18 protein-coding genes and 1 pseudogene are annotated in these 16,746 nt (G+C 29.7%); 11 read left to right on the top strand and 8 right to left on the bottom strand.

What is annotated here, in order from left to right; genetic code table 11:
* Nucleotides 1-63 precede the first annotated feature (63 nt).
* The 5 genes from alaS (at nucleotide 64) to L8W57_RS00980 (ending at nucleotide 6,624) form a co-directional block, all read left to right on the top strand.
* Nucleotides 64-2,601 carry an alanine--tRNA ligase gene (alaS, locus tag L8W57_RS00960; RefSeq protein ID WP_133318685.1) on the top strand — a complete coding sequence of 846 codons (2,538 nt, stop codon included), beginning with the start codon at nucleotides 64-66 and terminating at the stop codon, nucleotides 2,599-2,601.
* Nucleotides 2,601-3,143: a septum formation inhibitor Maf gene (maf, locus tag L8W57_RS00965; RefSeq protein ID WP_133318684.1), complete on the top strand. Its 543-nt coding sequence runs from the start codon at nucleotides 2,601-2,603 to the stop codon at nucleotides 3,141-3,143. Before alaS ends, maf begins: the two co-directional genes overlap by 1 nt.
* Nucleotides 3,143-5,074, top strand: coding sequence for a PBP1A family penicillin-binding protein (locus L8W57_RS00970; RefSeq protein ID WP_133318971.1), 1,932 nt, complete (start codon nucleotides 3,143-3,145; stop codon nucleotides 5,072-5,074). The genes maf and L8W57_RS00970 overlap by 1 nt, the downstream gene beginning before the upstream one ends.
* Before the next feature lie 84 nt (nucleotides 5,075-5,158).
* Nucleotides 5,159-6,052, top strand: coding sequence for a protein-methionine-sulfoxide reductase catalytic subunit MsrP (msrP, locus tag L8W57_RS00975; RefSeq protein WP_133318683.1), 894 nt, complete (start codon nucleotides 5,159-5,161; stop codon nucleotides 6,050-6,052).
* Nucleotides 6,052-6,624, top strand: a complete 573-nt coding sequence (locus tag L8W57_RS00980; RefSeq protein ID WP_133318682.1) for a sulfite oxidase heme-binding subunit YedZ — start codon at nucleotides 6,052-6,054, stop codon at nucleotides 6,622-6,624. Before msrP ends, L8W57_RS00980 begins: the two co-directional genes overlap by 1 nt.
* Nucleotides 6,625-6,669: 45 nt before the next feature.
* Here L8W57_RS00980 and L8W57_RS00985 read toward each other — a convergent pair whose 3' ends face one another.
* The 4 genes from L8W57_RS00985 to L8W57_RS01000 form a co-directional block, all read right to left on the bottom strand.
* A complete protein-coding gene (locus tag L8W57_RS00985) occupies nucleotides 6,670-7,194 on the bottom strand; it encodes a DUF2165 family protein (RefSeq protein ID WP_207920993.1) in 525 nt (174 codons plus the stop codon).
* Nucleotides 7,195-7,260: 66 nt separating this feature from the next.
* On the bottom strand, nucleotides 7,261-9,381 hold the full coding sequence (locus L8W57_RS00990; RefSeq protein ID WP_133318681.1) for a heavy metal translocating P-type ATPase: 2,121 nt from the start codon (nucleotides 9,379-9,381) through the stop codon (nucleotides 7,261-7,263).
* Entirely contained in the window at nucleotides 9,371-9,562 is a 192-nt protein-coding gene (locus L8W57_RS00995) for a heavy-metal-associated domain-containing protein (RefSeq protein WP_263661840.1), read from the bottom strand. The genes L8W57_RS00990 and L8W57_RS00995 overlap by 11 nt, the downstream gene beginning before the upstream one ends.
* Nucleotides 9,563-10,108 (bottom strand): GNAT family N-acetyltransferase, encoded by a 546-nt coding sequence (locus L8W57_RS01000; protein ID WP_133318679.1) that lies wholly within the window; start codon nucleotides 10,106-10,108, stop codon nucleotides 9,563-9,565. It abuts the gene before it with no gap.
* An 80-nt stretch (nucleotides 10,109-10,188) separates the two neighbouring features.
* Between L8W57_RS01000 and L8W57_RS01005 the strand changes: the two genes are divergently transcribed.
* From L8W57_RS01005 to L8W57_RS01030, 6 genes are all read left to right on the top strand, one after another.
* Nucleotides 10,189-10,896, top strand: a complete 708-nt coding sequence (locus tag L8W57_RS01005) for a YebC/PmpR family DNA-binding transcriptional regulator (RefSeq protein WP_133318678.1) — start codon at nucleotides 10,189-10,191, stop codon at nucleotides 10,894-10,896.
* Nucleotides 10,897-10,906: 10 nt separating this feature from the next.
* Complete coding sequence (locus L8W57_RS01010; RefSeq protein WP_133318677.1) at nucleotides 10,907-11,389, top strand: peptidylprolyl isomerase; 483 nt, start codon at nucleotides 10,907-10,909, stop codon at nucleotides 11,387-11,389.
* 48 nt (nucleotides 11,390-11,437) lie between these two features.
* The gene (locus L8W57_RS01015) at nucleotides 11,438-11,866 is read left to right on the top strand and encodes a trehalose-6-phosphate synthase (RefSeq protein WP_133318676.1); all 429 of its coding nucleotides are present in this window, start codon (nucleotides 11,438-11,440) and stop codon (nucleotides 11,864-11,866) included.
* Between the two features lie 50 nt (nucleotides 11,867-11,916).
* On the top strand, nucleotides 11,917-12,522 hold the full coding sequence (locus L8W57_RS01020; RefSeq protein WP_133318675.1) for a DedA family protein: 606 nt from the start codon (nucleotides 11,917-11,919) through the stop codon (nucleotides 12,520-12,522).
* A gap of 126 nt (nucleotides 12,523-12,648) precedes the next feature.
* Nucleotides 12,649-13,425 carry a threonine/serine ThrE exporter family protein gene (locus tag L8W57_RS01025; protein WP_133318674.1) on the top strand — a complete coding sequence of 259 codons (777 nt, stop codon included), beginning with the start codon at nucleotides 12,649-12,651 and terminating at the stop codon, nucleotides 13,423-13,425.
* Nucleotides 13,422-13,940 (top strand): threonine/serine exporter family protein, encoded by a 519-nt coding sequence (locus L8W57_RS01030; protein ID WP_133318673.1) that lies wholly within the window; start codon nucleotides 13,422-13,424, stop codon nucleotides 13,938-13,940. The genes L8W57_RS01025 and L8W57_RS01030 overlap by 4 nt, the downstream gene beginning before the upstream one ends.
* On the opposite strand, the gene argS is transcribed toward L8W57_RS01030, so the two are convergent.
* The 4 genes and pseudogenes from argS to L8W57_RS01050 form a co-directional block, all read right to left on the bottom strand.
* A complete protein-coding gene (gene argS, locus L8W57_RS01035; protein WP_263660153.1) occupies nucleotides 13,937-15,532 on the bottom strand; it encodes an arginine--tRNA ligase in 1,596 nt (531 codons plus the stop codon). The two genes, L8W57_RS01030 and argS, sit on opposite strands and share 4 nt — an antisense overlap.
* Nucleotides 15,533-15,541: 9 nt before the next feature.
* Entirely contained in the window at nucleotides 15,542-15,781 is a 240-nt protein-coding gene (locus tag L8W57_RS01040) for a twin-arginine translocase TatA/TatE family subunit (protein WP_133318671.1), read from the bottom strand.
* A gap of 1 nt (nucleotide 15,782) precedes the next feature.
* Entirely contained in the window at nucleotides 15,783-16,397 is a 615-nt protein-coding gene (gmk, locus tag L8W57_RS01045) for a guanylate kinase (protein ID WP_133318670.1), read from the bottom strand.
* A pseudogene (locus L8W57_RS01050) lies at nucleotides 16,394-16,746 on the bottom strand (highly acidic protein); the annotation flags it as partial. The gene gmk and the pseudogene L8W57_RS01050, both read right to left, overlap by 4 nt.

Consider the following 16,746-nt stretch of genomic DNA (forward strand, 5'->3'; position numbering starts at 1 on the left):
AGTTTTACTTAATTTAAAGTATTTTTGGTATTATTTTAAGCAAAAAACTAGCTAGGAAAATCTATGGATATAAGAAAAGAATATTTAGAATTTTTTAAATCAAAAGGACATGAAATCACTCCTTCAAGCCCTTTGGTGCCTGATGATGCAACTTTACTTTTTACTAATGCAGGTATGGTACCTTTTAAAAGCATATTTACCGGAGAAGTACCACGCCCTAATCCTCCGCGTAAAACAAGCTGTCAAACTTGTATAAGAGCTGGTGGAAAACATAATGACTTAGACAATGTAGGCTATACGGCAAGACATCATACTTTCTTTGAAATGCTTGGGAATTTTAGTTTTGGAGATTATTTTAAAGAACAAGCTATTGCTTATGCTTGGGAATTTGTAACTGAGGTTTTAAAATTACCTAAAGAAAGATTATATGTAACCGTTCATGAAAGTGATGATGAAGCATATGAGCTTTGGCAAAAACATATAGAAAAAGAAAGAATTTATAAATTTGGCGATAAAGATAATTTCTGGCAAATGGGCGATACTGGACCATGTGGACCTTGTAGTGAAATTTTTTATGATCAAGGCGCTGAATATTTTAATTCTAGCGAAGATTATATGGGTGGAGATGGAGATAGGTTCTTAGAAATTTGGAACCTAGTTTTTATGCAGTATGAAAGAAGTGCAGATGGAACGCTTACTCCATTACCAAAACCAAGTATTGATACAGGCATGGGGCTTGAAAGAGTTAGTGCTATAAAAGAAGGAAAATTTAGTAATTTTGATAGTTCTTTGTTTATGCCTATTATTGAGAGTATTGCAAAACTTTGCGGTAAAACTTATACTTATGAAAGCGGAGCTAGTTATAGAGTAATTGCTGATCATATAAGATCAAGTGTATTTTTACTTGCTCAAGGAGTTGGGTTTGATAAAGAAGGCAGGGGCTATGTTTTAAGAAGAATTATGCGTCGTGCCTTAAGACATGGATATTTGTTAGGTCTTAAAAGAGCTTTCATGTATGAGCTTGTAGATGTAGTTTGTGAGTTAATGGGTGGGCATTATACTTACTTAAATGAAAAAAAAGAATTTATTAAAGAACAAATCAAACTAGAAGAAGAAAGATTTTTAAGCACTATTGAAAATGGTATAGAAATTTTTAACGAAGAACTTAAAAAAACTAAAGATATTTTTAGTGGTGAAGTAGCTTTTAAACTTTATGATACTTATGGTTTTCCGCTTGATTTAACCCAAGATATGCTAAGAGAAAAAAATCTTAGTATAGATGAGGCTAAATTTAATGAGCTTATGCAAGAACAAAAAGATAGAGCTAAGGCTTCTTGGAAAGGAAGTGGGGATAAAGCAGTTAGCGGGGACTTTAAAGTTTTATTAGAAAAATTTGGTAAAAATGCTTTTAGTGGCTATGAAAATTATGAAGAAAAAACTAAAATCATGGCTATTTTGGATGAAAATTTTAAAATCATAACCGAAACTAAGGCAGGAGATATAGCGTGGTTAATGCTTGAAAAAACTCCATTTTACGCAACAAGTGGAGGGCAAAGTGCTGATATAGGTTTTATCAATGAAAATGAGGTTTTAGATACACAAAAATTCTTTGATATTAATCTTAGTCAAGTGAAATTAAAACAAGATCTTAAAACAAACGATGAAGTGTTAGCTTGCATAGATACTAAAAAAAGAGAACAAATCGCAAGACATCATAGTGCGACACATTTATTACACCATGCTTTAAGAGAAATTCTTGGCTCACACATTAGCCAAGCAGGCTCTTTAGTAGAACATAATAAATTAAGATTTGATTTTACTCATCCAAAAGCTCTAAATAAAGAAGAATTAAAGCAAATAGAAGCTTTAGTAAATACCTACATCATGCAAGCAAATGAAACTAAAATTGAAATTTTAGCTTTAGATGAAGCTAAAAAAAGTGGTGCAATAGCTTTATTTAGTGAAAAATATCAAGAAAAAGTAAGAGTTTTAACCCTAGGAGCTAGCAAAGAGCTTTGCGGTGGTACTCATGTGAAAAATAGCTCTGAAATAGGAAGTTTTTACATCATCAAAGAAAGTGGTGTTAGTGCTGGGGTTAGAAGGATAGAAGCGGTGGTAAGTAAAGCTGCACTTGATTATGTTAGTGAAAATTTAAAAGAGCTTAATCAAGCCAAAGAAGAATTAAAAACTCAAGATATTTTAGGCTATGTAGCAAAATTAAAAAATGAAATAGTCAGTTTAAAAAATGAATTAAAAAATTCAAACAAAACAGAATTAAACTCTAAAGAACTAAATGGCATTCAATATTGTATACAAAAAATAGATAGTGGTGATATAAAAACTATGATAGATGAGTTTAAAAACAAATTTAACAAAGCTGTAATTTTACTTTTACAAGAAAAAGAAAGTAAGATTATCATAGCAGCAGGTGTTAAAGACACTTCGTTAAAAGCTGGTGTTTTGGTAAAAGAAATTGCACAAATGCTTGGTGGAAACGGTGGCGGTAGAGATGATTTTGCAACAGCTGGCGGTAAAGATACAAGTAAAATAGAACAAGCACTTGATCATGCTAAAAAAATCATAGAAGAAAGTCTTGCTTAATGCTTTATTTAGCTTCAAGTTCGCCTTCACGCGTTGCTTTATTAAAAGAAGCAAATATCGCTTTTGAACAAATTATTATCGATTATGATGAGAGTTTGGTAAAAAAAGATAATCCAAGCTCTTATGTGCAAAAAATTGTTTTAGAAAAAGAAAGACAGTTTTTTGCAAAATATCCTGATTTTAAAAATGTTTTATTTGCTGATAGCATAGTTTGTGCTCAAAATATCATTCTAACTAAAGCTAAAAGCGACAATGAGGCTTTTAATATGCTCAATTTGCAAAGTGGCAAAAGCATTAGCGTTTTAAGCGCGATGATTTTAGTTTTAGAAGATAAAAAGATTTTTAATCTTAGCAAATGTGATTTGATCTTAGATAAATTTGATTTAAAAGATATGCAAGAATACATTGATTCAAAACTTTATCAAGGTAAAGCCGGTGCTGTGATGTGTGAGGGATTTCATAAAAAATACATTAAAAAAATCATAGGCCATCAAAGTACAGCACTAGGGCTTAATATAGAACTTTTGAAAGCATTTTTATGATAAAAATTTTAAAAATATTTCTTTCTTTTTGTATAGTATGTATGGTTGGAGTTTTTATATTTATTGCATATTTGTTTTCTGATTCTGATTTAAATCAATATACCTTTAAAGATTACAAACCGCCTCTTACAACACAAATTTTTGATAAAAATGGAAAATTAGTTGCAAATGTTTTTGAGCAACACCGCTTTTATGCCCCTTATGAAGAACTTCCACCAAGACTTATAGAAGCTTTGGTAGCCATTGAAGATACTAGCTTTTTTGAACATGGCGGGGTTAATATAGATGCAATTTTTAGAGCAGCTATTAAAATCATAAGAAGCGGTGGAAAAACTATGGAAGGAGCTTCCACTCTTACTCAACAATTCATAAAAAATACAGAATTAACTCCTGAGCGTACTTTGAGCAGAAAGCTAAAAGAAGCTTTGCTTGCATATAAGATAGAAAATACTTTAACTAAAGAGCAAATTTTAGAAAGATATTTAAATTTCATCTTCTTTGGACATGGATATTATGGAGTAAAAACTGCTGCGCTTGGGTATTTTAGAAAAAATTTAGATGAGCTTAGTTTGAAAGAGATTGCCATTTTGGTAGGTATGCCAAAGGCTCCAAGTACTTATGATCCTACTAGACATTTAGATCTTTCTTTAGCTAGAGCAAATAGCGTAGTACAAAGAATGTATAATCTTGGTTGGATTTCTAAAGAAGAGTATGAAAACGCCTTAAAAGAAATTCCAAAAGTATATGATGATACTTTAACACAAAATGCAGCCCCTTATGTTACTCAAGAAGTTTTAAAACAACTAAGCGGGATTAAAGACTTAAAAAGTGGTGGCTATAAAATAGAGCTTGCCATTGATCTTGATGTGCAAAATATTGCAAGAGAAGCCTTAAAATTTGGCTATGATGAAATAGTTAAAAGAGATAAAGATGCAAATTTAAGCACACTCAATGGAGCTATGATAGTAGCAAATCATCAAAATGGAGACATTTTAGCCTTAGTTGGCGGGGTAAATTATACAAAAAGTAATTTCAACCGCGCCACTCAAAGCTTAAGACAACCGGGGAGTTCTTTTAAGCCTTTCTTATATCAAATTGCCATTGACATGGGCTATTCTCCTATGAGTAAGGTTGCTGATATTTCAAGAATTTTTGAAAGTACTAAAAAAGATGAGAAAGATTGGAAACCTAAAAATTATGGTGGAAAATTTCTAGGACTCATAAGTTTAAAAGAAGCGCTAACTGGCTCAAGAAACCTAGCTACCATAAATTTAGCTCTTGCCCTAGGACTTGATGTAATCCACGATAAGCTTCAATTTATGGGCTTTGAAAACATACCGGTTGATTTATCTATAGTTTTGGGTAGCTTTGGAATTTCCATTTATGATTATGCTAAACTTTACACGGTATTTGGAAACTATGGTGTGCAAAAAGACTTATTACTCATTAAAAGAGTAATCGATAAAAATGGTAAAATAGTAGTAGAATTTAATTCCGGAGAAAGAAAAATCAGTGAACCTGAACAAGCTTTTTTAGTCAATGATATGATGCAAAATGTTGTAAAAAAAGGCACTGGGCGTAATGCTAGAGTAGAAGGGATTGAAATAGCTGGAAAAACAGGTACTTCAAATAAAAGTATAGATGCGTGGTTTTGTGGCTTAACTCCTGAAATAGAAGCTATCATTTGGTATGGAAATGATGATAATAAGCCTATGAAACAAATAGAAGGTGGTGCAAGAACTGCTGCGCCGGTTTTTAAAGAATTTTTAACAAAATACTTAGAACTTTATCCTGATAGCGCTAGAAAATTTATCATCCCAAAAGGGGTTTATCAAGGAATTTATGAAAAACAAAGAGAGTACTACACCAATACTTCTCCATTTCCAAAAAACAACCCTGCTCTATCTGAAAATAATGAGGTAATTTTTTAAAAATATTTTTTATAAAATAATAAAAATTATCCTTCTATTTTCCTTTATATGTTTTAATATCACAAAATATATAAAGGATGCTTCATGAATATCACAAACGAACAATTATATAACAAAAGACGCCATTTTTTAAAACTAGGTGCTGGAGCTTTAGTTAGTTCAGCTTTAGTTCAATCTGAATTAATGGCATTAAATTTCTTTCCTGATCCTAACAATGAAAAATTAAATTTAAGTGAAGAAAAAATTGCAACTAATTATGTTAATTTTTATGAATTTTCTACTGATAAAAAAAGAGCTGTTGAGCTTGCAAAAAATTTCAACACAAATGGTTGGAAAATAGAAGTTAGCGGGGAAGTTGAAGAACCTTTGACTTTAACTATGCAAGATTTATTGGCTTTTCCATTAGAAGAGAGAATTTATAGATTTCGCTGTGTTGAAACTTGGTCCATGGTGGTGCCTTGGGTTGGTTTTGAATTGCGTGCTTTAATAGAAAAATGTAAAGTTAAAAGTGAGGCTAAATTTATAAAATTTACCACTCTTTTTGATAAAAATCAATTTGCCGATCAAGCCTCATTTTTTCCAACTCTTGATTATCCTTATGTAGAAGGCTTAAGATTAGATGAGGCTATGCACCCACTAACACTTATGGCTGTGGGCATGTATAAAAAGCCTTTATTAGGACAAAATGGAGCACCGATTCGCCTTGTAGTTCCATGGAAGTATGGCTTTAAAAGTATAAAATCTATTGTAAAAATAGAATTTACCAAAGAACAACCTAAAAGCACATGGGAGTTAGCAAACCCTAGAGAATATGGATTTTATGCTAATGTTAATCCAAATGTCTCTCACCCAAGATGGTCTCAAGCAAACGAGCGTCCTTTGGGAGATTTTTTCACTAAGCCTACGCAAATGTTTAATGGCTATGAAAAAGAAGTAGCGCATTTGTATAAAGATATGGATTTAAAGGTTAATTTTTAATGAGCAAAAAAGTTTATAATATCAGTGGATTTTTAGCTTTTGTTTTAAGTATTGTTTTTAGTGTTTATCAAATCATGCAAGAATTTGATATTGTAAAATCTGTATATTTTTATAGTGGTGTATTTGGCTTAATCTTTTTTGGATTAAGCCTATTTTTTTCACTTTTAAAGTATAAACACACAAAAGATTACCCTAAATTTTTAGGTTTTTATGCATTTTTTTGGGTTTTGATTCACTTTTTTAATTACTTTGCTTTTAGTAAAAATTTAGATTTAATGCTTTTTTTCAAAGATACTTTTAGTAAAAATTTAGAATTTAGTGGTTTTATAAGCTTTTTTATACTCACACTTATGTTTATAAGCTCATTTAAGCTTTTTAAAAAATTAAGTAAGATAAGAAAACTTGGCTATTTTTGCTTTTTACTAGTATCTTGGCATTATTTTTTATCTGCAAAAATACCGCAAATTCCACATTTTTTAGCACTGAGCCTAGCTTTAATTTTCTTGTTTTTTAAATTATGGAATAATTACAAAAAAAGAAGAAGTAAATATTTACAAGCTCAATCATTATAAAAACATTTTATATTTTCCACAAACCCTCAACAGAGAGTTTGTGATTTAATCATCGTTTTTAATACTAATATAAACTAATGCTAAAAGCATATAGGTTACTAATCTAGTAGCATCAGGCAAACCATTCCAAGTTTTACTCATCCACATGCCAAACCACTCTGCAGCCACCACTTGAAAACCAAAAAACCATAACAAACAACAACAAGTTAAAGCAATGATTCCAAATTTTTTAGCTTCATGGAAAGTTTTTACATCTAAATTTCTTGCTTTAAACATATCTAAAGCACCTTTTAAAGCAGTCAGCATAATAAAAGCTTCAAAACAAATAATAAAGATATAAGCAATATGATGGATCGTAGAATTTGTAATAGCCCTATAAATAATAGCATTACCTAAATAATCAGGCTTAGTATCCATACTCATAACATGTTTTACAAACTGAAAATTTGAATTATAATCAGTTATATTACCAAAAACAACAATAGCAGCCAAAGAGGCAACGGTAAGCAAGATAATCATTTTAGAATATCTTATTACACTCATCATAGAAAAACTACAATTGCAATTCATTAAATACTCCTTTTTGTTAAAGTTATATTAATATAATACAACAAATATTAAATAAAACTGAAATATCTAACGCAATCTTAAAGAATTGACTACAACCGTTACTGAACTAAAACACATTGCTAAAGCTGCCAAATGCGGACTAAGACTTATAAATGGCACAAGACCTGCCGCAATGGGAATACATAAAGCATTGTAGACAAAAGCCCAAAAAAGATTAAGTTTGATGATATTTTTAGTTCTTTGAGAAAGCTCAAAACAATAAGCTATTAAAGATAAATCATCTTTTATCAAAATCAAATCTCCGCTTTTTTTAGCAAGCTCACTTGCTTTAGAAAAACTTATGCTTGCGCTAGCTAAATTTAAAGCAGGAGCATCATTGATACCATCTCCTATAAAAAGAACTTTTTCTTTTTTGATTTTTTCTTTTATGAAATCAAGTTTTTGCTCAGGTTTTAAATCAGAATAATATTCATCAACATTAAGCTCATTTGCTATTTTAGTAACACTTTTTTTATTATCACCACTTAAAATAATACTTTTTATACCTTTTTGCTTTAAATTTGCTATCAAATTTTTAGCTTCGTTTTTAAGTTCATTTTTTAAACAAACCCCGCCAAGACAAATATTATTTTTTGCAAAATACAAACATATAGGTGCTTGATCTTCAAATTCTTGCAAAAATTGCTTGCTTTTTTGTATATCAACACTATTTTCAAGCATTAATTTTTCATTGCCTATTAAATATTTATCATCATTTTCCTCATAAAGCAAACCACTACCCACTAAAACACTTAATTTTCCTTGTAAATTTAAATTTACATTCAATTTTTTAGTAAAAGCCTTTGCGATTGGATGTGAGCTTAAATTTTCAATTTGCGTGAGTTTTTGAAAATTTTCTTGAGTTAGATCATGCTTATAAACACTTAAATCATCTTGACTTAAAGTGCCTGTTTTATCAAAAATAGCAAGTTTTATACTAGCTAAATTCTCTAATACCGCTGGATTTTTTACTAAGATAAAATTTCTTGCACCATTTGCTAAAGCACTAACTATGGCTATAGGGGTTGCTAAGCCCAAAGCGCAAGGACAAGAGATTAAAAGAGTGGCACAAGCATGTAAAAATGCTGCGTTGACTCCTTCTTTAAAATACCAAAAAACAAACACAAAAAGCGATAAAACAATAATACAAGCTACAAAATAAGCTGAAATTTTATTAGCTAAATTTGCTAAAGGTGTTTTGATATTGCCTGCTTTAAAAACAAGATCTTTAATTTGTTCTAATGAGCTTTCAATCGCCTTTTTACTAGCTTTAATCTTTAAGCTTCCATTAATCAACACACTTCCTGCTAGAATTTCATCATTTTGCTTTTTCAAAAGTGGTAAAAATTCTCCTGTTAAAAAACTCACATCAACCTCAGCCTCGCCTGCTATAATCACCCCATCAACAACAACGCTTTCACCCTCTTTTACTAAAATCACATCATTTTCTTTTACAAAAGCACTAGGTATGCTTTTTATACTTGCATCTTCTAAGATTATATTAGCTTTTTTAATATCTATATTTTTTAGTTTGTTTTGATATTCTAAGGATTTAAATTTAGCCTTTTCTTCTAAGTATTTACCTAATAAAACAAAGCTTACAATCATCGCTCCGCCACTAAAATACAAATAACCATCTTTACTAAATACCTCAAAATACACAAAAAAAGAATATATAAAAGAAGTAAAAGCACCTAAGGATATCAAGGTATTCATATCTAAATTTTTATGTTTTAATCCTTTAAGAGCGTGGATAAAAAAACCTTTTCCACAATAAAAAATCGCTATCATAGATAAAAACATTTGAATTAAAGCAGAAACATTTCCTTGAACAAACATTTCAAAATACATCACAATAGAGCTTAAAATTATACTCATAATAAGCTTTGTTTTCATATTTTTAAGCTCTTTGAGTTTAAATTCGTATAAATTTTGCTCTTCTTGTAATATTTCAAAACCCAAAGCCTTAATTTTTTCTTTGATCTTTGCTTCTAAAGATAAATCTTTAAGCAAAAACACTCCACTAGAATTGACATAAGAAACACTTACATCTTCTACCCCATCAATTTTTGCACAAACTTTTTCTATAGCATTAGAGCAATTAACACAAGTCATATTGCCTATTTTTAACTTTAACTCATGCTTCATCTATCTCAAAACCTAAATCTTGCAATTGTTTTTTAAACTCTTCAACTTGCTCTGCTTTTAAATCAATCTCTATGCTTTTATTTTCAACACTTATTTGCATAGCACCAAATTCATCTTCCAATGAAGCTTTGATTAAATTTACACAACTTTGACAATTAATATTTTTAGTTTTTATAATCATTTATTCTCCTTTTTCTCTGTATTCATATTTATAAGTGTGAAAAATTTTATTTTTTATAAATTTAAAACCCATTTTTTCATAAAGCATTTTTGCATTTATATTTTCATCTTCCACGATTAATGAAAGCTTTTTGCCATTTTTCAAAGCTTCATTGAAGGCATATTCAATCAATTTCTTAGCAATACCTTTCCCTCTTGCCTTTTCATCCACGCAAATACTATCTAAATAAAACTCATTATCACATTCTTTTAAAACTTTTTCATTAATTCCTAAAAATTCTAAATGCTCATTTAAAGGCTTATCTAGCTCATCTGCCAAAGCCCCATCATAAAAACAAATCACACCTAAAATTTCATTATCTTCTTCATAAACATATATATTTTCATAGCTTAAACGATTATTTTCTTGAGTGAAGAAATTTTCTAAAACCTCTATGGCTTTTTGATGATCATTATAGCCACTAAGTTTATATATAAAATGATCCATTGCCAAAGCAAGCAATTGTATGCATTTTTTAACATCATCTTTCCTAGCTTTTCTGATCACTCTTTTGCTCCTTTAAAATCAAATTTAGACTTCTTAGTTTATACTTTTAACTTTAAAACAATATAAGAAAGAGAGAATTTATGGGAAGAGCGTTTGAATATCGCAGAGCCTCTAAAGAAGCAAGATGGGATAAAATGAGCAAACTTTTTCCAAAACTTGCAAAGGCTATACAAGTAGCAGCAAAAGAAGGCGGAGCTGATCCTGATATGAATCCAAAGCTTCGTAGTGCCATAGCTACTGCAAAAGCTAATAATATGCCAAAAGACAATATCGATGCAGCTATTAAAAGAGCAAGTGGAAAAGATAGTGCTGATATTAAAAATATCCACTATGAGGGAAAAGCAGCACATGGAGCTTTAATCATTGTTGAGTGTATGAGTGACAATCCTACACGCACAGTGGCTAATGTAAAAGCAATTTTTAGCAAAAATGGTGGAGAAATTTTGCAAAATGGCTCTTTGACTTTTATGTTTTCACACAAAGCTGTTTTTCATCTTGAAAAATATGATGGAGATTTAGAAGAACTTGAACTTGAACTCATTGATGCAGGACTTGAAGAACTTGAACAAAATGATGAAGAATTACTAATTATAGGTGATTACACTGCTTTTGGTGAACTTAGTAACGCCATAGAAAAAAAAGGCTTAGTGCTTAAAAAAGCAGGACTTGAATATCTTGCTAATAACCCCGTAAGCTTTAGTGAAGAGCAACTTCTTGATATTGAAAAATTGCTTGATAAATTAGAAGATGATGATGATGTACAAGCAGTTTATACCAACATAGAATAGGAGCAAAAAAATGCTTAAAAAAATCGACATAAAAGATGCAAAAAAATACAATTTTGCTATCATTAGCACCGAAAAAGGCGATATGAAATTAGAATTATTTCCCGATGAAGCACCACAAACTGTGTGTAATTTTGCCAACTTAGCCAATGAAGGTTTTTATGATGAGCTTGTTTTTCACCGCGTGATTCCAAATTTTGTAATACAAGGTGGCTGCCCTTATGGTATAGGTTCAGGTGGCCCTGGTTATGAGATAGAATGTGAATGTGACGATCAAAAACACAAGCACTTAAGAGGTAGCTTATCTATGGCTCATGCTGGTAGAGATACAGGTGGTTCACAATTTTTTATCTGTCATAGCCCACAACCTCATTTAGATGGAGTACATACTATCTTTGGACAAATCAATCCTGAAGACAAAGAAAGTTTAGAAGTACTAGATAGCATTAGAGCAGGAGATAAAATCAAAACTATCCAAATTTTAGAAAAACTTTAATTTTACATCTCCTTAAAATTGTGCTATGATTTTTTAAGGAGATTAGTTATGCATTTTATTTTTATTTGTATTCATCTTATCTGTGCTATATTTTTTATAGCCTATGTATTTTTTGATGTTTGTGTTTATTGCTTTGCTTATAAACACGAAAACAAAGAAGATTGCGATAAAATTAAAAAAGCCTATACCAAATCAAGTATTTTTATTTTTGCTAGTATTTTTATCTTACTTTTATTGAGTGGTTTTTATCTTTTAAGTTTTTATGAATTTAATTCTTTTTGGGATTTTTTTGCAAGCAATTTTGGAGTATTTTTATTTATCAAGCTTTTGCTACTAATAACAATGTTAGCTTTAACTTGTTATTCTTTGTTTTTTATAAAAATTTTAAAAAGAAAAGATCCTTTAAAATCTCACTTGATTGCATTGATTTTATGTATTTTAATAGTCATTTGTGCAAAAGCCATGCTATATTTTTAAAACATTAAAACTAAATTTATATCATTAGTTTAAAAAATTAAAGGGTGTTTATGCTTGGTGATATTATAGATTTTTTACTTACTCTTGCAAAAGATTGGGGTTATTGGGGGATTATCTTTCTTATGTTTATAGAAAGCTCCTTTTTTCCTTTTCCTAGTGAAGTAGTGATGATACCTGCTGGATATTTAGCTCATCAAAACGAACTTAACTTTTGGCTATGTCTACTTTGTGGGACTTTTGGAGCTCTTTTGGGTGCTTTATTAAATTATTACTTATGTTATTTTTTAGGGCGTAATGTTATTTTAAAAATATGTAAATATTTTGGAGTTAATGAAACAAAATTTGCTCAGTTTGAAGCCTTTTTCAATAAACATGGTGAAATATCAACATTTAGTGGTAGATTAATCCCTGGATTGCGTCAATACATTTCTTTACCTGCTGGACTTGCAAGAATGAATTTGAAAAAATTTATATTTTATACTAGTTTGGGAGCTGGAATTTGGTGTTTGATTTTACTTATATTAGGTTATATTTTAGGTAAAAATGAAGACTTACTTAAAGAATATCTACATTTTGTTATTATTGCTTGTATTATTTTTATAAGTATGCTTTTAGCTATTTATATTTATATACAAAAAAAGAAAAATTACACTTAATTTTTTTAACTTCCTTAAATTACCTAGTGCATATATTTTTAATATTTTTACAAAAATATTTTAAATTTATAAGATTTTATATTTTAATTTTGATAAAATCTTTAAAAACTATTTTAAAGAATATTTATGCAAAAACCATCAATTCAAAATTTAACTAATTTTTTAATCGAATATATTAGCGTTTTTCTAAGTGCAGGAACTTACACAGCAAGAGTAGCAAAATGCGTTGGAAGGATAGCTAATGCGTATGGTTATGAAATTAATATGAATTTTTTCTTTCATCATACTACGCTAAATATTTTTGATAAAGATGATAACTCTATACAAAGAACCTACATCATACCTAACAAACACAATCATATTAATTTTAAACTTATTTTAGAACTTAGTGCATTAAGTTGGCAAATTCATGATCATAAATACAACCTAGAAGAAGCTAAAATTTCTCTTTTAAAACTCAAACAAACCAAAAGAAATCCTTTTTTAGCTAATTTATTTTTAGTTTCAGCAGCAAATTCGGCCTTTTGTAAGCTATTTGGGGGAGATTTTTATGGATGTTTATTTGTATTTTTAGCTACTTTGGTTGGTTTTAGTTTGAGAGTTTTACTCACTAGAATAAAAATTGATTTAAGAATTCAATATATTTTTTGCTCTTTTTTATCTTCTTTTATTGTGTTTTTTGGAGTGGATTTAAAGCTTATACAAGAAGCAAATATTGCTTTGGGTTCTAGTATCTTGTATTTAATACCTGGAGTTTATTTTATAAACTCAATTATAGATATTTTAAAAGATCACATACTTATGGGTTTTAGTCGTATTATTAGTGTGGTGATATTGGTATGCTGTATTGCTATTGGAATTTATACCACTCTTAGCATTAGTGACTTTGGAATTTTAAGATGATTGATTATTCTTCTATACTTTGGGATATGTTTTTTGCAGCTTTAACAGGATTTGGTTTTGCTTATGTGTGTAATCCACCCTTTAAAACACTCATACTTTCAGCCATATTAGCCGCTATAGCTCATGGTATGCGTTTTACTCTAATGGGGTATTTTGGCTTTCAAACTTTAGCTATTGCGACCTTTATAGCTTCTTTTAGCATAGGTTGTCTTGGTTTGTTTTTGGCTAAGATTTTTAAAACACCCGCTGAAATTATAGCTTTTCCTGCTCTTATCCCTATGATACCCGGAATTTACGCATACAAAGCTATATTGTATTTGATTTCTTTTATACGCTCAGAGGATATTGGCGAAAAAACTAATTTTTTGATTCATTTTTTTGATTATTTCTTTACAACACTTTCGGTAACATTAGCTCTAGCAGTAGGAGTAAGCATAACCTTGCTTTTATTTTTTGAACAAAGCTTTATGATGACAAGAAGTATTAAAAAAAGCAAAAATCACGATCAAAATTAATCGTGATTCATTTTATTCTTTGCCTCTATTCCCATGAGTGCAAAAGCTGTTTTAATACTCAAGGCACATATGGCAAAAAGTTTTAAAAGCTCATCTTCATTGCTTGAGCCAACAACTTTATTTTCATTATAAAATTTATGAAATAAAGAGGCTAAATTTTTTAAATAATCAGGAATTTTTTGCAAGGCTCTTGATTCGAATGCATCATTAAGTACTGCTTTTAAATTTAAGCTTTCAAACAAAAGATTCATACCATCTTCATTTAAACTCTCAAATTTAGCATATATAACATCATTTACACTCTTACCTGCTTTGGCAAATACTTGATGAATTCTCGCATGAGCATAATTAATATAATACACAGGATTAGAGCTATCTTCTTTTTTAAACTCATCTACATCAAATTCCAAATGCGTATCACATTTTTTGCTGATAAAAATATATCTTAGCACATCACTACCAAGTTCTTCTAAAACATCACCCATTAAAATGAAATTTCCTGCTCTTTTACTCATCTTATAAGGCTCGCCATTTTTTAACAATGAAACCATTTGTGCTAAGATAATTTCAAGATTTTGACTATCATGACCTAAAAATTCCATAGCAGCTTTCATTCTAGCTATATAGCCGTGATGATCAGCCCCCCATATATTGATACACTTATCATAACCACGACTCATTTTATCTTTATGATAAACTATATCAGCAGCTAGATAAGTTCCTTTTCCATCATCTTTAATAATCACACGATCTTTTTCATCACCTTTAGCACTTGATGCAAGCCATATTTTACCATCTTGCTCATAAGTACCACCATGCTCTTTTAAGGCTTTTAAAGTATTTTCTAATTCACTATAATAGCTTGTTTCACTCACATAAGTATCAATAAATATCTTAGCATCGGCTAAATTTTGCTTAATAATTTTTAGCATTTTATCCTTAGCCCAAAGCGCTAATTGTGGAATATTTCCTTCTATAAAAAAATCTTTTTCAAATTCAGCAAAAGCCTCTTTTGCTACATCTATAATATATTCACCTTTATAATACTCATCAGGATATCGAACTTGCTCTTTTAGGCAATGTTCTTTTACTGCAAGCAATATAGAAAGACCTAAAAGATAAATTTGATTACCCGCATCATTAACATAATATTCTGTATCAAATTTATATCCTAAATGTCTAGCAACCCTAGTTAAAGTATCACCAAAAATAGCCCCTCTAGCATGCCCTATGTGTAAAGGTCCTGTTGGATTTGCACTAACATATTCAAGTAAAAAACTCTGCTCTTTTTTTTCATCTTTTGCAAAATTTTCACTATCACTCAAAGCTTGCGTAGCCAAAGAATTTAAAAAAGCCTTTGAAAGCTTAAAATTTACATAACCATTTAAAGCCTCTACACTTTCAAAACAATCACAATCTTTTAACTTAGCAACAATATCATTAGCAATTATTATAGGGTTTTGCCTTAATTCTTTAGCTAAAGAAAAAGCCAAAGGTGTAGCAAAATGGGCTAGATTTTTATTCTTAGGATTTTCTAAGATAAAATCTCTTCCTAGTTTCTCTTTAATTTCTTTATAAACTAAAGTTTTCAACGTATCGCCTTAAGCTTTTTTTGTTTCTTCATTATTTTCTTTTACTAGCACATCTTTTTCGTTGATTTTTTCAATTTTTTGTGCATCTTCTTGAACGATTTTTTTATCATCATCAGTATTCATTTCATCTTTAAAAGTTTTAATACCTTTTCCTAAACCTTTAGCAAGCTCTGGAATTTTTTTAGCACCAAAAAGTAATACTACAATAAGTAATATAATTAACCATTGGGTTCCACTTGGCATATGCATTTTATTCTCCTTTATTCCATTGAATTTGAATTTGTTTTAAATCATGTTTTGTACTTTTTAATTTTGAAGCTTCAAAAACTGCTTCTAACTCCCTATAGCTTTTTTCAAGATCATCATTTATGATTAAAAAATCATATCGGTCCAAATAAGCCATTTCATCACTAGCATTTTCTAATCTTTTGCTAATATCTTCTATTTTATCAGTATTTCGCTTAAGCAATCTTTTTTCAAGTTCTTTTTTATCTTTAGTTGTGATAAATACAGAAGTAATATAATTAGGCATTTTTTCTTTAGCTATGCAAAAGCCTTGCACATCTATATCAAAAATGACACTTTTACCCTCTTGCAATGCTTTTTTTACAGGAACTAACGATGTACCGTAGTAATTTTTATGCACTAAAGCCCATTCTAAAAAATCACCTTTTTCTATACCTTGTTTAAATTCTTCTTCACTGATAAAAAAATAATCTACTCCATTTTTTTCATTTTCTCTAGGAGCTCTTGTTGTGCTTGAAATAGAAAAATAAATATTATCTTTTTCTTTAAAAAGCCTTTGAAGCAAGGTACTCTTACCTGCTCCACTTGGTCCTGAGATAATTAAAATTTGACCGCTCAATGTTTATCCTCATCAAAGCTTATATTGATGTTTATATTCATCTTCATACCTTTCAAGGCTGCCTTTAAAGTATCATCAGTAATACTTGAAGTAATGGTTTGAGCTATACTCTTACTAAGCTCATTTACCATTTCATCTTCTTGTAAATTTTCTATTTTTTCTTGAGTGCTTAATATATTTTCTTCTTTCTTTTCTACAATAGCTGGAGCAAGCTCTTCGCCTAAAGCTAACATAATATCATTTTCATTTAAATTTGCAAACTCATCTTGTGTATCGTCTAAAATTTCGCTCATATTTTCCTCTATATTTTCCTCTATATTTTCCTCTATATTTTCCTCTATATTTTCCT

It is taken from the genome of Campylobacter sp. IFREMER_LSEM_CL1890, assembly GCF_025772045.1.
GTDB classification, from domain to species: domain Bacteria; phylum Campylobacterota; class Campylobacteria; order Campylobacterales; family Campylobacteraceae; genus Campylobacter_D; species Campylobacter_D lari_D.

What these genes read in the sequence shown, in the direction of transcription:
- alaS (WP_133318685.1), top strand. Translation starts at nt 64, where the DNA reads ATGGATATAAGAAAAGAATATTTAGAATTTTTTAAATCAAAAGGACAT.
- maf (WP_133318684.1), top strand. Translation starts at nt 2,601, where the DNA reads ATGCTTTATTTAGCTTCAAGTTCGCCTTCACGCGTTGCTTTATTAAAA.
- msrP (WP_133318683.1), top strand. Translation starts at nt 5,159, where the DNA reads ATGAATATCACAAACGAACAATTATATAACAAAAGACGCCATTTTTTA.
- L8W57_RS00980 (WP_133318682.1), top strand. Translation starts at nt 6,052, where the DNA reads ATGAGCAAAAAAGTTTATAATATCAGTGGATTTTTAGCTTTTGTTTTA.
- L8W57_RS00985 (WP_207920993.1), bottom strand. Translation starts at nt 7,194, where the DNA reads ATGAATTGCAATTGTAGTTTTTCTATGATGAGTGTAATAAGATATTCT.
- L8W57_RS00990 (WP_133318681.1), bottom strand. Translation starts at nt 9,381, where the DNA reads ATGAAGCATGAGTTAAAGTTAAAAATAGGCAATATGACTTGTGTTAAT.
- L8W57_RS00995 (WP_263661840.1), bottom strand. Translation starts at nt 9,562, where the DNA reads ATGATTATAAAAACTAAAAATATTAATTGTCAAAGTTGTGTAAATTTA.
- L8W57_RS01005 (WP_133318678.1), top strand. Translation starts at nt 10,189, where the DNA reads ATGGGAAGAGCGTTTGAATATCGCAGAGCCTCTAAAGAAGCAAGATGG.
- L8W57_RS01010 (WP_133318677.1), top strand. Translation starts at nt 10,907, where the DNA reads ATGCTTAAAAAAATCGACATAAAAGATGCAAAAAAATACAATTTTGCT.
- L8W57_RS01015 (WP_133318676.1), top strand. Translation starts at nt 11,438, where the DNA reads ATGCATTTTATTTTTATTTGTATTCATCTTATCTGTGCTATATTTTTT.
- L8W57_RS01020 (WP_133318675.1), top strand. Translation starts at nt 11,917, where the DNA reads ATGCTTGGTGATATTATAGATTTTTTACTTACTCTTGCAAAAGATTGG.
- L8W57_RS01025 (WP_133318674.1), top strand. Translation starts at nt 12,649, where the DNA reads ATGCAAAAACCATCAATTCAAAATTTAACTAATTTTTTAATCGAATAT.
- L8W57_RS01030 (WP_133318673.1), top strand. Translation starts at nt 13,422, where the DNA reads ATGATTGATTATTCTTCTATACTTTGGGATATGTTTTTTGCAGCTTTA.
- L8W57_RS01040 (WP_133318671.1), bottom strand. Translation starts at nt 15,781, where the DNA reads ATGCATATGCCAAGTGGAACCCAATGGTTAATTATATTACTTATTGTA.